Raw genomic sequence first — 15,815 nt, forward strand, 5'->3', positions numbered from 1 at the left:
TCACTAGAAGTTAAAAAATAAAATGATTGCAAAAAACTTGGTTCAATTCTTAATCATATATAGCGATAAATAAATTATTTTACCTGATTTCTATCCCCTAGCTGTTTATTTCTTTTACTATTGGTGGTATAATAAAATTTAGTGTTTTAAATTAGGAGTGAGTTTAATGGAAAGAGAAATATATTTAGATAATGCCGCAACTACTAAGGCACTGCCGGAGGTTACTGCAGCCGTAGTTGATGCCTTAGAAAAAAGTTATGCAAATCCCTCTTCTCTACATCGTTTTGGATTAAAGTCAGAAAAGATTTTGAAAAAGAGCAGAAAGATAATTGCTGACTATCTCGGCGTCAAAGCTAAAGAAGTCATTTTTACATCTGGGGGTACAGAAAGCAACAACCTTGCCATTAGAGGAATAACAAAAGCCTATAAGAATCGGGGCAGACATCTAATAACTTCCCCTATTGAACATTCTTCTGTAGCTGAACTTTTTAATGCTTTAGAAAATGAAGGCTGGCAGGTAGATACAGTTAATGTTGATCAGGGAGGCCATGTGGACCTTGAGCATTTAAGAAATTTAATTACTGAGGAAACAATTTTAGTCAGCATTATGCAGGTTAATAATGAACTGGGGACTATTCAGCCTACTAAAAAAATTGCCGAGATTATAAAAAAGAAAAATCCACTCAGCTTTTTTCATGTAGATGGGGTGCAGGCTTTTGGAAAAACATACAGCAATTTAGGTCAGTGGCCAGTCGATCTTTATTCAATTAGCGGCCATAAAATCCAGGGACCTAAAGGAATAGGTGCCTTATATATTAAGAAGGGTACTAATTTAACACCTCTGATTTACGGTGGAGGTCAGGAAAGTAATTTACGCTCTGGAACAGAAAACATTCCCGGGATTGCAGGGCTGAGAGAAGCAGTAAAAAAACTACCTCAGCTTTCAGCAGCAGAAAATACTGATAAAGATTTATCTAAAAAAAGAGAATATCTGTTTAACTTACTGCAGGAAATCGAGGAAGCAGTAATTAATTCTCCAGCTGCTGGGGCTCCGCATATTATAAATTTTTCTTTACCGGGGATCAAAGGGGAAACTATGCTGCATGCACTGGAGAGTCAGGGAATCTATATTTCGACCAGTTCAGCCTGTTCGTCTGATAAACAAGGCAGCAGAATCATCAATGCTTGCGGCCTCTCTCAAAAAAGAAGTGAAAGTGCACTCCGGGTAAGTTTAAATAACACCATTACTAATGATGATCTAGATTATTTTATAAAAACTTTAAAAGAACAGATTGATTTTCTTAAACTTTTTTAATGAGGTGAAAAAATTTGTATGATTTAATAATTATTCGTTATGGAGAAATTGGCCTGAAAGGTGACAATATTAATGATTTTATTTCCCAGTTAATTTCAAATATTAAAAGGGCAACAGCTGACCTGGGAGATTTTGAAATAAGTACTGTTTACGGGCGAATTTTTCTTTATGCCGAAAGTAATCAGATTGAAAAAATTGTTGCACGGTTGGTAAACGTACCGGGGATTATTTCTTTAAGTCCGGCTCAGAGATTTAGAATTGGCAAAAAAATAGCTGATTTTAACGATCAGGATTTTGAAAAATTGAAAAATAAGGCGGTTAAGCTCTTTAAAGCTGAGGTTCAAAACTATCCCACTACTTTTAAAATGGAAACTACCAGAGCAGATAAGTCTTTTCCGATTGAAAGTCCTGAACTTAATCGAGAGCTTGGAGGAGAGATTTTAAGGGAAGTTGAAGGACCAGAGACTCCGCTCAGTGTTGACGTCCATCAGCCTGAGCATCTTTTTGAAATTGAAATCAGACGGGGTAAGATCTATCTTTTCATCAGACGAGAAGCTGGCCCGGGTGGGCTGCCAGTTAAGTCGTCTGGTAAAGCATTACTTCTTTTATCCGGAGGAATTGACAGTCCTGTTGCCGGCTGGCTGGGATTAAAAAGAGGTTTGTCTTTAAATGCAGTTTATTTTGATTCTCCTCCTTATACTTCTGAGCGAGCAAAAGAAAAGGTGATTGACCTGGCAAAGGTTTTAAGCCGTTATGGTGGAGAAATAAAACTACAAATTCCTTATTTTACAGAAATCCAGCAGGAAATATTAAAAAAATCACCGAGAAGATATACTGTAACTATTATGCGCCGCATGATGATTAGAATTGCCAACCGACTGGCAGAATTAAATAACGAGCTGGCTCTAGTAACCGGCGAAAGCCTGGGCCAGGTGGCAAGCCAGACCCTAGAAGGACTCCGTTCCTCTGATGAAGTCGCTGAATTCCCAGTTCTTCGTCCTTTAGTCACAATGGATAAAAATGATATTATTGCTCTGGGAAAAAAGATCGGAACTTATGAGATCTCAATTAGACCTCATGAAGACTGCTGTACTATTTTTGTGCCTGACAACCCTGCCACCCAGCCCAAACTCGATACCATCCATTTTGGAGAAGAAGACTTAGAAATTGAAAAGCTAGTAAATAGGGCAGTAGAAAAAATGGAAGTTATTACAATTAATGAAGGTGCAGAATAACTGTTATAAAGAACTAAAAGGAGCAGTAATACTGCTCCTTTTTACTTTTATAATAACTCTTCAATATCGGCTCTGGTTTTTGTCGGCTCAGTTGTTGGAGCATATCTGTTAACTACATTTCCTTCCCGATCAATCAAAAACTTAGTAAAATTCCACTTAATTATACCTCCAAGTAATGATCCAGTTTCTTTTTTAAGAAACTTGAATAACGGATGAGCATCATTTCCATTAACTTTTATTTTCTCAAACATCTTAAAGCTAACTCCATAATTAAGCTGACAGAACTCTTTAATTTCTTCATTTGTCCCAGAATCCTGATTGGCAAATTGATTACAGGGAAATCCCAGAATTTCAAAACCCTGATCCCCATATTCCTGATAAAGCTCTTCTAAGCCTTCAAATTGTGGAGTTAGTCCACATTCACTGGCTGTATTTACTATCATTAAAACTTTACCCTTATAATCTGACAGATTAATCTCTTCTCCTTTAATATCATTTGCTTTAAAATCATATACACTCATTTTTATCTCTCCTTTTTGAATTTTGTAAAATTAAATTGTGTACAATTTAAAATATAAAAATATAAGTTAAATCCTCTCTACAGGGATTTAACTCTCATCTTTAAACTGTTTTAAGACCTGATCTAAACTGTTCTTTAAGTTAATCAAAGTTTCTGGTTCTCCCTCAAACTGAGAATATAATTTTTCCGGTATTTCTACTGCTTCTTTTTTCATTTCCCTGCCCTCATCAGTTAATCTTAGTTTGACTATTCTCTCATCTGCCTGGGAACGATATTTTTCTATCAATCCCTGTTTAACCATTTTTTTAACCAGAGGAGAAAGAGTTCCAGAATCAAGATATAATTTTTCTCCCAATTCCTTCAGTGAAATATTTTCTTTTTCCCATAAAACCAGCATGGTAATATACTGAGTATAGGTTAGATTATATTTATCCAGCAGAGGTTTATATAACTGAATCACTTTACGGGAAAGGGCATAAAGGGGGAAACAAATTTGATTTTCCAACTTTAAATTTTCAAATTTACCCATAATTTCACCTCAATTTTAGTTTGATATAATTCAATTGTGCTCAACTTAATTTATTATACCTTTTTCTTGTAACATTTGTCAATAGCTTTTAGTTAATTTTCGAAAATATTTCATCCACCTGAATCTTCAATCCCTCAAAATGTTCAGATTTCAAAATTTGATCCGAGAGCAGATCATTTACTGCTTCTATATCTCTATCCTCTGTAAAAATATACTGAGTTATTTTCATGTTTTCGGGATCAACAATCCAATATTCTCTGACTCCACTTTTTGAATATAAATTCAATTTTAAAATAAGATCCCTTTTCTTAGTCGAAGGAGAAAGAACTTCTACTAAAAGTTCGGGTACTCCCTGGTACTTATCATCCACAACATTTTCCGGATCACAGATCACCATAATATCAGGCTGAACAACATTTGGGTCCTCTTTAAATTTAGGTGCATATCCCTGTAGTTTAATGTCAAGGGGAGATGTTAAAGAACTGCATTTACTATCTTTAAAATAATTATAGAAAATACCAGCAATTTTATTTACAAGCATCTGATGTCTAAAACTGGGGGAAGCCATTAAAAATACCTCACCATCTATCAGTTCATAACGCTGATCAGAACCTTCTATAAGTTCCCGATATTCCTGATAGCTTACCCTCTTATAATTTTTCGAATTATAATCTTTAGCCTCTTCTTTAATATAATCTCTATAATCAAAGTAATTACTAAGCTTCGCCACAGCCTTACCATTTTTGAGCACAATAACATCCTCTTTTTCCACCAGTGCTAAATACTTACCAAATGAGTTCTGTAAATCAGTACTGTTAACCCTCATCTCATATCCTCCCTCCTTTAGCTATATTATATCATACATTAGCTAAAATTATAATAAAATTGACTAATATAATTAAAATTAGGCATTTAATTATGGAAAATTAGAGATTCCGGGAACCTGTCAGTATATTGAATTTAATTTTTTTTCTCAGAAAAACTTTCTACAACTTTATGATAATCGCCTTTCGCTTTTAAAAGATGAGTTAAAATTTCTCTAACTGCACCTTCTCCACCCCTGCATTCTGATATTAGATCAGAAACTTCTTTGACCTCTGCTGCTGCGTCACTGGGACAGCCTGCAAATCTGGCTTCCTTCATTACAGCTAAATCATTTAAATCATCGCCAAGATAGGCTAGATTTCCATAAGTAATTTCTTTTTCCTCCATCAATTTTTCTAAAGCCTGCTTTTTATCTCTAACTCCCTGATAATATTCTTTTATTCCCAGTTCAGCCGCTCTGCGGGCCACAACTTCAGATTTTCTGCCGGTCATAATGATTATATCATAACCCAATTTTATTGCAGCAACCACCATCAGGCCATCTTTAACATTGAAAGATTTAAATTCATTTTTGCCATTATCTAAATATACCCTGCCATCCGTCAGTGTCCCATCAACATCCAAAAAAATAGTATTAATATTCTTCACTCTGATCCCTCCATTTATAATCAAAAAACTTACAAACTACATTTATTATATGTTTTTAGAAAGCATTCTGCAATGTTTGCCGCCAAATCAATAAAACCCCCAGTTTTAGGCTGAGGGCAATGTTAAAGAGATTATTATTTTATATAGTACTTTTTTGCTTCTCTTTTTTCAATTTTAATTTAGCTGCTTTCTCTGCCTCTTCCTTTTCCTTGGCCCGATAATTTAAATAACCGGCTGAGATTATTAATACTGCACCGAATACTGAAAACAGATCCGGTATTTCCTGAAATAAAAGTAGTCCAAAAATTGAGGAGAAAACAATATTAGCATAGGTATATATTGAAAGTTCTCCTGCCTCTGCATGCCGGTAGGCATTGGTCATAAACAGCTGAGCCGCTGCTGCAAATAATCCTAAAGCTAATAAGGCTACCGCCTGGACAGTTGTAGGAATTATAAAACTACCACTGATCAGAAAAGGTATCATTGCCAGAGTTGAAAAAAGACTGAAATAGAAAACTACTGTAGCTGCTGAGTCAGTTTTGCGCAGCTGTCTAACTATTGTATAAGCAACTCCCGCAAATAAACTGGACAATAAGGCAATTAAGGAGGGTATTATATTGGAATCAAAACCAGGTCTAATGACCAGTATAGCTCCTAAGGCTGCTGTCACTAGAGCAATTAGCTGTTTTTTGCTAATCTTCTCTTTTAAAAATAAAGCTGCAAAGACCATGACAAAGAATGGTGACATTTTATTCAAAATTACTGCATCAGATAGTTTGATATTTGCCAGTGCATAAAAATAGGCCGCAATTCCTAAAACTCCAAAGATACTGCGTAAGATTAAAAGCTTTTTATTATTACCAGTCAGTGAGCTTCCGCTTTTTTTGACCAGACTGAAAGCTACAAAAATACCAACTAAATTTCTAAAAAATATCTTCTCTGCCGTCGGCATATCTCCTAAAAATTTAACTGTAGCTGCCATCAGCGCAAAAAAGAGTGATGATAAAAGTATATAGGTTATTCCTTTTTTTCTATTTTCCATTTTTTCCACCTCATCTTATAATATTATCGGATTATAGAGTTATTAACAGTTTATCAACAGGTACCAGGTACAAAAAGGCCTTTTTGTACCTGGTACGATGATATTCGTTATCATTATTATATAGATTATTTACTCTTATGTAAAGTAAAAACTCCACCTTTTCGGTGAAGTTTCTAAAAATTATTTTCAAATTTTAGTTCCGTTCATTCAAAGCTTCTTTAAGTGTGTGCCAGGATAAAACTGCGCATTTAACTCGAGCGGGCATGTTCGAAATATTCTTTAAGGCCATTGCGTCTTTCAGCTTTCTTAATTCCTGCTGATCTTCTATATCTTTTTTAATCATCGCAATAAAAGTCTCTATCAGCTTCAGAGCCTCTTCAATGCTTTTTCCTTTAATCAAATCAATCATAATTGAAGTTGAAGCCTGTGAAATCGCACAACCGCTGCCTGTAAAAGCTGCATCACTGATTGTATCACCATCAAATTTCAGTTCCAGAGTAATATCATCTCCACAGCTTGGATTGTGTCCATGTTCACTCAAATCAGCATCTGCTAATGAATGTTTATTGCGGCTGTTTTTATTGTGTTCCATTATTAATTCTGTATAAACTGAATCAAGATCCATAACCAAAAACCTCCCTTACTTTCTCCAGGGCTTCCAGGAAGCGATCCACTTCTGCTTTAGTATTATAGAGATAAAAACTGATTCTTCCAGTAGAATTAATTTGATAATAATTCATTAATGGTTGAGCACAGTGATGTCCGGAACGAATTGCAATCCCCTCACTGTCTACTATAGTAGCCAGATCATGAGAGTGAACATCTTTAATATTAAAAGATATAATTCCACCTCGATTTTCTAAATTAAGCGGACCAGCTATTTCTACATAGTCAAGCTGCTTCATTTTTTCGAGGGCATAAGCTGTTAACTCAAGCTCATGTTCCTTAATTTTATCAAGTCCTATCTCTTCTAAATATTCAATTGCTGCCTGTAATCCTACTGCACCTTCGACATTGGGAGTACCGGCTTCAAACTTTTCTGGAAGTGGGGCATAAGTAGAACCCTGTTCTTTTACATATTCTATCATACCTCCACCTTTTAGAAAAGGAGGTAATTCTTCTAACAGATCTTTTTTCCCATAAAGCACACCAATCCCCATTGGAGCCAACATTTTATGACCAGAAAAAGCATAAAAATCAGCATTTAAATCTCTAACATCAGTCTTAATATGAGGAGCACCCTGAGCACCATCAACAACAACTAAAGCGTCCTTTTGATGAGCTAGTTCTGCCATTTCTTTTACCGGATTAATTACTCCACTCACATTTGACATCTGAGAGATGCTCAAAATCTTTGTTTTATCTGTCAGTTTTTCTTTAAGTTCTGACAGGGGAATTCTATAACTTTGATCTGGATATAAGAATTTTAAATTCAGATTTTTTCTCTCAGCCAGCTGCTGCCAGGGAAGTATATTACTGTGGTGCTCAAGTACGGAAATTAAAATCTCATCTCCCTCTTCCACCACAGCTTCCAGGCTGTTTGCCAGCAGATTTAGAGACTCTGTCGTATTCCGGGTGAAAATAATCTCTTCTGCTTTTTCTGCATTGATAAAATTACTAACCTTAGCTCTGGCATTTTCGTAAGCCTCAGTGGCCCGAACACTTAGAGTATGAGCTCCCCGATGTGGGTTAGCATTAATTGTACGGTTGTAATTATTAACTGCTTCTAAAACAGCTTCTGGTTTCTGGGTTGTAGCCGCATTATCAAAATAAACAAGATCCTTACCATTAATCTGCTGATTTAGAATTGGAAAATCAGCCTTATACTTTTGGGCAAAATCATGATCCAATTTGTTTTTATTAACTGCGGATTCTTGTTTTGACGTCATTAATAACACTTCCTTTAAGGTCATTAAGAGGTATTTTATCAAAAATTGGATTAAAAGCAGCTTCTACCATTAGCTGTTTGGCTTCCGCCTTTGTCATACCCCTGCTCATTAGATAAAATAAGCGCTGCTCATCAATCTGGCCTGCACTTACAGCGTGTTCTCCTTCCACATTATCTTCCTCAGAAAATAATGCCGGTATGGAATCAGAATCTACCGTCTTATCTAAAAGTAAAACTTCTTCCTTTTCTGAACCATTTGCCTGGCTGGCACCTTTCTGGAAATACAAATCGCCTCTAAAAACTTTTTGAGCCCTATCTTTTAAAACACCCTTACTCTCAATTTCGCTGCTGCTGTGACGACCCTGATGGTTCATTTTAAAACCAAGATCCATTTTGCGGTCACCATCAGCAAAATAGACTGAACTTATGCTGGCTCTACTGCCATCATCCATTAGAGTATTTTCATTATTTGTAACAGAATTTTTGCCGCCAAGTTCAATTGGAATCCAGTTTAACTCTCCCTGATTGGAAACAAGAGAAATATTGCTGTCAAAATTATCACTCTGATCATTAAATCGCTGGACCTTAACAATATTTAAAACAGCGTTATCTTTAACAATTACTCTGGTTAAGCCATTATGAAAAGCTTCTACATTTTGATCCTGCATTCTGTAGTCAATAACTACAGTTAGCCTGGAATTTTCTTCAGCCACAATTAAATTATTATCGATTAAAACAGGATTTTCCTGATCAAGCTGATAGAAAATCTCCACAGGTAATTTTAGTTCAACATTTTTTGGCACTTTGATAAAAAGACCTGTATTGTAAAAAGCTTCGGCCATTGCCAGATATTTGGGGTCAAGCCCCTGATTACCTTTTTCAACTTTTTTATCTTTAAATTGATCCAGATAATTTAAAATTTCTTCTTCATTATTTAAGTTATCTGTCATTTTTTTGATCAATAGTTCAGCCTGTCCTTTTTTCTCTTTTAAATATTCCTTATTATAAGGACTGTATTCCGGGAACTGATAATTAATTAAATTTATTCTCTCATAATCACCCTGAGCCAGATCCTGAAAAAAATCAAAACTTTCTCTTCTTCTGCTGCTTAACAGCTTTGACTGGCCGGTGGTTAAATTATCTACTAATTTTTTATTGTACATCTCATATCACCTATCCTATAGTACCTTCGAGTTCAAGGTTGATTAGATTGTTTAATTCTACTGCATATTCTAGTGGAAGTTCACTGGCAATTGGCTCCACAAAACCGCGGACAATCATTGCCTTGGCTTCCTCTTCGCTGATACCTCTGCTCATCAGATAAAAAACAGCTTCCTCACTGATTCGTCCAACTTTTGCTTCATGACCAATGTCAATATCATCAGTCTGCAGCTTCATAATTGGCAAAGTATCTGATTTAGACTCATTATCCAGCATCAGAGATTCACAGGAAACTGAGGCCTTTGCTCCATGAGCATTTTTAGTTACTTTAAGCAGACCGCGGTAATAAGCATGACCACCATCTTTAGCAATAGAACGCGAATTGACTGTTGAAGTTGTATCTGGAGCATCATGAATCACCTGAGCCCCGGTATCTAAATACTGTCCTTCAGCAGCAAATGTAACTCCTGTAAACTCTGCTCTAGCTCTGGCTCCCTTTAAAATACTCATTGGATAAAGCATTGAAACTTTTGAGCCAAAAGAACCGGAAACCCATTCTATAACTCCATCTTCCTCTACTAAAGCTCTTTTGGTATTTAAATTATACATATTACGGGACCAGTTCTCTATAGTACTATAACGGAGTTTGGCACCCTTATTTATAAATAATTCTACAGCACCTGCATGGAGATTATTAACCGAATATTTTGGGGCTGAGCAGCCTTCAATAAAGTGAGCATTTGCTCCTTCTTCCAAAATGATCAGAGTATGCTCAAATTGGCCTGAGCCAGGTGCATTCTGACGGAAATAAGACTGGAGAGGAATATTCACATCTACTCCGGCCGGTACATAGACAAATGATCCACCTGACCAGACGGCTCCATGCAGAGCTGAAAATTTATGGTCATTAGGTGTGATTAATTTCATAAAGTGTTGTTTGACTAAATCTTCATGCTGCTTAACAGCATTTTCCATGTCCATATAAACAACACCCTGTTCGACCATTTCTTCTTTTAAATTATGATAAACAACCTCAGAATCATACTGGGCCCCTACCCCGGCTAAAGACTCCTTTTCTGCCTCAGGAATTCCCAGGGCATCAAAAGTATCTTTAATTTCTTCCGGAACCTGATCCCAGTCGCTCTGAAGATCCGCATCTGGTCTCACATAAGTGATAATATTATCCATATCTAAATCAGAAATATCTGCTCCCCAGGTAGGAACTTCTTTTTCTTTATATATTTCTAGAGCTTTCAACCTGAATTCCAGCATCCATTCTGGTTCATTTTTTTCTCTAGAAATTTCTTTAATTACTTCAGGAGTTAATCCCTTAGCTGATTTATAACGATGTTTTTCCACATTTTTTTCTTCGTGCAGACTGCGGTCAATATCATTGACTTCTGTCTTTTCGCTCATCTAAAATACCTCCCTGTTCTAAAAACATTTAAATCTATATTAAAAATACCTAATTCCCCCAAATTAATTTACTAGATAAAGTATCATCTAAAAACCTGTGTTAACAATTACTTTTAGAATTACTCTCATCCAGAGCTGCTTCTTTATATTTAGCAAAACCTTCTTTTTCAATTTCTTCTGCCAGCTCCATATCTCCAGATTTGGCAATTCTACCGTCAACCAGTACATGTACATAATCAGGTTGTAAATAATCTAAAATTTTATTATGATGAGTAATTATTATCATTGCATTATCTTCAGAAGCTACTTTTTTAATCCCTTCGGCAACTGTCTTTGTTGCATCAACATCCAGTCCAGAATCTGTTTCATCTAAAATAGCAAGTTTAGGCTCTAAAACTGCCATCTGCAGAATTTCATTTTTCTTTTTTTCTCCACCAGAAAAACCTTTATTTAAATAGCGGTCTGCATATGATTGATCAATATTCAGCAGATTCATTTTTTCTTCCAGAAGAAATTTAAAGTCAAAAATACTCTGCTGTTCTCCACTGACTGCAGTTTTAGCAGTCCGCAGAAAATTTTCCACAGTTACTCCTGGAATTTCCTGAGGATATTGAAATGATAAGAAAATCCCTTTCTTAGCTCTTTTATCTACTGCCAGTTGATTAATGTTTTCACCTTCAAATTCGATATCTCCATTTATAATCTTGTGTTCCGGGTGGCCCATCAAAACATTTGCCAGAGTTGATTTTCCAGCTCCATTGGGACCCATAATTACATGAATTTCACCTTTGTTAACTTTTAAATCAATTCCATTTAATATTTTTTCTTCTTCAACTTTTGATTCCAGATTACAAATTTTAAGCAATTTTTTATCCATAATCTATGTCATCTCCTTTATTAAAGTTATCTGCTCAGCATACTGCTATTTATATCCTACAACATTGCTCAACTTTAGTCAAGGTTTTAACTAAAAAAGTAACTCAATTTACAATAAAATTGGTACCATTACAAAATGACACCGCAAAATGACACCGGGCACCTGGATAAATTTACCAGGCGCCCGGTGCCAACACTATCTCACTATATTTCTTGCTCAATATATTTTTTTCTAAACAGCAGTCTCAAAACCACATATAAAGGAACTGCTGTCAGAGCTCCGATAAACCCAAATAGATAAACTCCCGACAAAACAACAAATAAAACAACAATCGGATGAATTTCCAATCTTCTACCCTGAACCAGGGGTCTAATTACATTACCTTCTAAATACTGAGCAATCAAAATAATCACCAGCACTCCTAAAAATAAAAACCAGCTGTTAGTAACCGCCACAAAAACTGCAGGCAGACTGCCAAAAAAGGGGCCGATAATTGGAATTAAGGAAGTTATCATGGCAATAAAAGAAAGCACAACAGCATTTGGAAGTCCAATTATCAAAAAACCAATCAGCATTACTAAACCCAGAAAAAAAGCAACTACCAGTTGAGAACTAATAAATGTAGACAGCAGCTGGTCAATTTCTACTGCCAACTTTTCCGTCTTTCTTTTTTTAGATTCGGGAACCACTGTCATCAGATTTTCGAATATTTTTTGATCATCTTTTAGAAAATAAAACAAAACAAAGGGAATTAAAACTATTATCAGTCCAAAGTTAGTGATCGAACTAAAAATACCCATATAATTATATGAAGAAATCCTCTGGGCCAAATCATTAGCATAAGAGAATATTCTTTCCCTTAAATTTAATTCTTCTAAAAAAGCCTGGTCAAAATTTATATATTCCCTTAAACTTTCAACTATTCCCAGAATCAAATTATAAATATAATCATAATTTCCACTTACACTCTGGCTCAGTTCCTTACCCTGATCATAAATAATGCTGCCCCCAAAATAAAATACAATCGTTAAAATAGCAATCACAACCAGAAAGGAAATTACAATTGATAAGGCCTTGTTTTTTATCCATTTATGCAAAAATCTAACCAGAGGTCGCATTAGATAATACAAAAAGGTACTAAATAACAGCGGCAGCAGCACAAAGCTGAGCACAGAAGTCAAAGGTGCCGTAAAATATGGTATCTGTCCTGCTAAGAATATAATAATCAGGAAAATAATTAGTCCATGGCCAATTTTAAAATAACGTTCATTAAACATATAAATCTCTCCTAACAATATTTTTTGTTCGCCAGGCAACAAAAAGCAAAAGATAACTAGTCATTATTATTATGATCATTTTCGGATACGACTTTAATTGCTCTGGTAACTACAGAAAGCAGATCAACTGAATGCTGCTGTTCAAGTCCCTCTGTTTTAGAAAAAACTTCCCCTTTAGAGGTGGCTACATATTTTGCCGGCAAACGGTTTAAAGCATAACTTGCCATATCCAGCAGGCAGTCTTCATCCTTACAAATATCCTTAAATTCCTCTCTCTGCAGCAGATCATCCAACATATTTAAAACAACTTCCTCAGTTACATTATTCAGTCTTCCTTTTAAATGTTTTAACTTTTCATCTTTTATCATAATTTTTACCCCCATCTTTTCTCTATTTAAAAATTATTTAATAAAAATTTAAAACTATGAACAGTTCTAATCTCAATATTAAAATAAAATTCTACTCTATATAATTTATATTTCTTTATAAATTGCAAAAACCCTGCCTAAAATTGACAGGGTTTTAAATAATAATTAAATATTTCAAGCTTGATATTTTTTATTTTATTTAATTTTATTCAAATAAGTTAATTTTAACCAAGAATTGAAAGTAAAGTACCGGCTGCAATTGCAGATCCAATAACTCCGGCAAAATTTGGTCCCATAGCATGCATTAAAAGGTGATTAGATGGGTTTTCTTCCTGTCCCACCTTTTGCACTACTCTGGCTGCCATTGGTACTGCAGATACTCCTGCTGCTCCAATCAAGGGATTAACTTTACCTCCACTCAATTTATACATCACTTTACCAAATAATACTCCAACTGCTGTCCCAAAACTAAAAGCTATTAATCCCAGCACTAAAATCCCAATTGTTTCGGCATTTAAAAAAGCCTCTGCACTGGCTGTTGCTCCAACAGTTAATCCTAAAAATAAAGTTACTATGTTCATCAGAGCATTCTGAGTTGTTTTCAGCAGTCTATCTACTACTCCCACTTCCCGCATTAAATTACCAAACATCAGACTTCCTAAAAGCGGTAAAGCAGAAGGTACTAATAAACCTCCCAGTAAAGTTACTGCTACCGGAAAGATAACTTTTTCTTTTTTAGTTACAGGTCTTAACTGCTCCATTTTTACCCGGCGCTCTTCTTTTGTTGTTAAAGCCTTCATGATCGGAGGCTGAATAATCGGTACTAAAGCCATATAGGAATAAGCTGCTACTGCAATCGGGCCCAGTAAATGTGGTGCCAGCTGACTGGCTGAAAAAATTGCTGTTGGTCCATCTGCTCCCCCAATAATTCCAATTGCTCCTGCTTCTGCAGGTGAAAAACCTAAGGCAATTGCTCCAAAAATAGTGGCAAAAATACCAAACTGGGCTGCTGCTCCTAAGAGTGCAGTTTTCGGCTGCGCGATCATCGGACCAAAATCTGTCCAGGCTCCAACTCCCATGAAGATAATTGGAGGATAAATCCCTAATTTAACACCCTGATAAAGATAATATAATAAACCTCCAACTTCTCCCTCTGATCCGGCTGCCATCAGTCCACCTAAAGGTAAATTAACTAACAGCATCCCAAAACTGATGGGCACTAATAGCAGCGGCTCATATTCTTTGACCACTGCCAGGTATAAAAGTATGGAGGCAATGATAATCATTATAAATTGTCCGAGTCCCAGATTTAAATAACCTGTTGACTGGACAAATAGTGAAATCTTATCTAACATGATTTAACCTCCTACTCAATTACCAGCAGTATATCTTCTGCATCAACACTGTCGCCGACTCTTACTTTAATATCTTTAACAGTTCCTGCCTCAACTGCAGTGATTTCATTTTCCATTTTCATTGCTTCTAATACTACTAAAATATCACCCTTACTGACACTATCACCCTTTTTAACATTAATTTCTAAAATGCTGCCGGGCATTGGTGCTACAACATCACCTTCACCAATATCAGCCGGTGCTGCCATCTCTTGCTGTGACTCTTTTTTGGGGCTGGGAGCAGCTTTTTTGGGCTTTGCTTTTGGAGCAGATGCAGTACTTTTACTGCTGCTTGAGCTCCCTGCACTGGCTTTACTCCTGGCTGACCCGCCAGCGCTCGCTTCACTTCCAATTTCCTCAACATTTACAATAAATTCTTCACCATCTACCTCAACTCTAAATTTTTTCATTCTCTATTCAGCTCCTATCTTTTCCAGTTTTGATTACTTTTTTGTATAGATATTATCCGATAATTTTTCTGCTCATTTAAACTCTCATAAATTGCTGCAGTCACTGCTGCAACTTTTTTAGGAGAAATTTCCTGCTGATTAATCTCTTTTTCTTTTGATTTTTCAACAATATCTACTTTTGCCGTTTTTACTTCTTTTTTCTTTTTAGAATCACTTTCTGGTCCCAGAAGTTTTCCACTAAAATGAAGGAAAACTGAGAGTAGATAAAGGGAAAGAAAAACTGTTCCCATTCCAATTACCAGTAACTCCAGACCAAGAACATAATTATTCATACTTTCACCTACTTATTACTTTTTTATAGTTATATAATCTCATTATTTTTTCGATAACCTGAATATTTTTAAGCTATTTTTGATCAACAATCCTAGAGGGGAATGTTACCGTGCTTTTTGTCCTGACCATCTTCACGCTTATTGTTCATCATCTCTAAGCCATTGATCAGTTTGGCTCTGGTCTCTTCCATTTTAATTACATCATTGACCATCCCTCTTTTTGCTGCGATGTAAGGATTGGCAAAATTATCTTTGTAATCATCAATTTTATCCTGACGCAGCTGATCCGGGTCATCGGCGGCTGCAATTTCTTTTCTGTAAATTACATTGGCTGCACCTTCCGGTCCCATAACTGCAATTTCTGCTATCGGCCAGGCATAAACAAGGTCAGCTCTGACTGAACGGCTGCCCATTGCTATATAGGCTCCACCATAGGCTTTACGCATAATTAAAGTAATCTTCGGTACTGTTGCTTCTGAGTAAGCATAAAGTACCTTGGCACCGTGACGAATTACTCCTCCATATTCCTGTTCTGTACCCGGCATATAGCCTGGAACATCAACTAAAGAAATAATAGG

The 15,815-nt window shown here is 35.9% G+C and carries 18 protein-coding genes; 2 read left to right on the forward strand and 16 right to left on the reverse strand.

Going from position 1 to position 15,815, the window contains the following annotated elements:
- Positions 1–166 precede the first annotated feature (166 nt).
- Together C7958_RS11970 and thiI are read left to right on the forward strand one after the other, a co-directional pair.
- A complete protein-coding gene (locus tag C7958_RS11970; RefSeq protein ID WP_111572911.1) occupies positions 167–1,315 on the forward strand; it encodes a cysteine desulfurase family protein in 1,149 nt (382 codons plus the stop codon).
- 14 nt (positions 1,316–1,329) lie between these two features.
- Positions 1,330–2,550: a tRNA uracil 4-sulfurtransferase ThiI gene (gene thiI / locus C7958_RS11975; protein WP_111572912.1), complete on the forward strand. Its 1,221-nt coding sequence runs from the start codon at positions 1,330–1,332 to the stop codon at positions 2,548–2,550.
- 47 nt (positions 2,551–2,597) lie between these two features.
- On the opposite strand, the gene C7958_RS11980 is transcribed toward thiI, so the two are convergent.
- The 16 genes from C7958_RS11980 to C7958_RS12055 all read right to left on the reverse strand — a co-directional run.
- Positions 2,598–3,071, reverse strand: coding sequence for a glutathione peroxidase (locus C7958_RS11980; protein ID WP_111572913.1), 474 nt, complete (start codon positions 3,069–3,071; stop codon positions 2,598–2,600).
- Between the two features lie 87 nt (positions 3,072–3,158).
- Positions 3,159–3,599, reverse strand: coding sequence for a MarR family winged helix-turn-helix transcriptional regulator (locus C7958_RS11985; protein WP_111572914.1), 441 nt, complete (start codon positions 3,597–3,599; stop codon positions 3,159–3,161).
- An 88-nt stretch (positions 3,600–3,687) separates the two neighbouring features.
- On the reverse strand, positions 3,688–4,425 hold the full coding sequence (locus tag C7958_RS11990; RefSeq protein WP_111572915.1) for a Uma2 family endonuclease: 738 nt from the start codon (positions 4,423–4,425) through the stop codon (positions 3,688–3,690).
- Between the two features lie 134 nt (positions 4,426–4,559).
- Positions 4,560–5,072 (reverse strand): KdsC family phosphatase, encoded by a 513-nt coding sequence (locus tag C7958_RS11995; protein ID WP_111572916.1) that lies wholly within the window; start codon positions 5,070–5,072, stop codon positions 4,560–4,562.
- Positions 5,073–5,211: 139 nt separating this feature from the next.
- Positions 5,212–6,114: a DMT family transporter gene (locus C7958_RS12000; protein WP_111572917.1), complete on the reverse strand. Its 903-nt coding sequence runs from the start codon at positions 6,112–6,114 to the stop codon at positions 5,212–5,214.
- A gap of 193 nt (positions 6,115–6,307) precedes the next feature.
- A complete protein-coding gene (sufU, locus tag C7958_RS12005; RefSeq protein ID WP_111572918.1) occupies positions 6,308–6,739 on the reverse strand; it encodes a Fe-S cluster assembly sulfur transfer protein SufU in 432 nt (143 codons plus the stop codon).
- The gene (locus C7958_RS12010) at positions 6,729–8,003 is read right to left on the reverse strand and encodes a cysteine desulfurase (RefSeq protein WP_111572919.1); all 1,275 of its coding nucleotides are present in this window, start codon (positions 8,001–8,003) and stop codon (positions 6,729–6,731) included. The genes sufU and C7958_RS12010 overlap by 11 nt, the downstream gene beginning before the upstream one ends.
- Complete coding sequence (gene sufD, locus C7958_RS12015; RefSeq protein WP_111572920.1) at positions 7,975–9,165, reverse strand: Fe-S cluster assembly protein SufD; 1,191 nt, start codon at positions 9,163–9,165, stop codon at positions 7,975–7,977. The genes C7958_RS12010 and sufD overlap by 29 nt, the downstream gene beginning before the upstream one ends.
- Before the next feature lie 10 nt (positions 9,166–9,175).
- Complete coding sequence (gene sufB / locus C7958_RS12020) at positions 9,176–10,579, reverse strand: Fe-S cluster assembly protein SufB (protein ID WP_111572921.1); 1,404 nt, start codon at positions 10,577–10,579, stop codon at positions 9,176–9,178.
- 100 nt (positions 10,580–10,679) lie between these two features.
- Positions 10,680–11,456, reverse strand: coding sequence for a Fe-S cluster assembly ATPase SufC (sufC, locus tag C7958_RS12025; RefSeq protein ID WP_111572922.1), 777 nt, complete (start codon positions 11,454–11,456; stop codon positions 10,680–10,682).
- A 203-nt stretch (positions 11,457–11,659) separates the two neighbouring features.
- Positions 11,660–12,733 carry an AI-2E family transporter gene (locus C7958_RS12030; RefSeq protein ID WP_111572923.1) on the reverse strand — a complete coding sequence of 358 codons (1,074 nt, stop codon included), beginning with the start codon at positions 12,731–12,733 and terminating at the stop codon, positions 11,660–11,662.
- A gap of 56 nt (positions 12,734–12,789) precedes the next feature.
- Positions 12,790–13,101 (reverse strand): late competence development ComFB family protein, encoded by a 312-nt coding sequence (locus C7958_RS12035; protein ID WP_111572924.1) that lies wholly within the window; start codon positions 13,099–13,101, stop codon positions 12,790–12,792.
- A gap of 224 nt (positions 13,102–13,325) precedes the next feature.
- Positions 13,326–14,456 (reverse strand): sodium ion-translocating decarboxylase subunit beta, encoded by a 1,131-nt coding sequence (locus C7958_RS12040; protein ID WP_111572925.1) that lies wholly within the window; start codon positions 14,454–14,456, stop codon positions 13,326–13,328.
- 11 nt (positions 14,457–14,467) lie between these two features.
- Positions 14,468–14,905, reverse strand: a complete 438-nt coding sequence (locus C7958_RS12045) for a biotin/lipoyl-containing protein (RefSeq protein WP_111572926.1) — start codon at positions 14,903–14,905, stop codon at positions 14,468–14,470.
- Between the two features lie 14 nt (positions 14,906–14,919).
- Positions 14,920–15,237, reverse strand: coding sequence for an OadG family protein (locus tag C7958_RS12050; RefSeq protein WP_111572927.1), 318 nt, complete (start codon positions 15,235–15,237; stop codon positions 14,920–14,922).
- Between the two features lie 92 nt (positions 15,238–15,329).
- Positions 15,330–15,815, reverse strand: a 486-nt coding sequence (locus C7958_RS12055) for a carboxyl transferase domain-containing protein (RefSeq protein ID WP_279586192.1), incomplete at its 5' end; no start/stop codon positions are given.

It is taken from the genome of Halanaerobium saccharolyticum (genome assembly GCF_003259895.1).
In the GTDB taxonomy this organism is placed as follows: Bacteria; Bacillota; Halanaerobiia; order Halanaerobiales; family Halanaerobiaceae; genus Halanaerobium; species Halanaerobium saccharolyticum_A.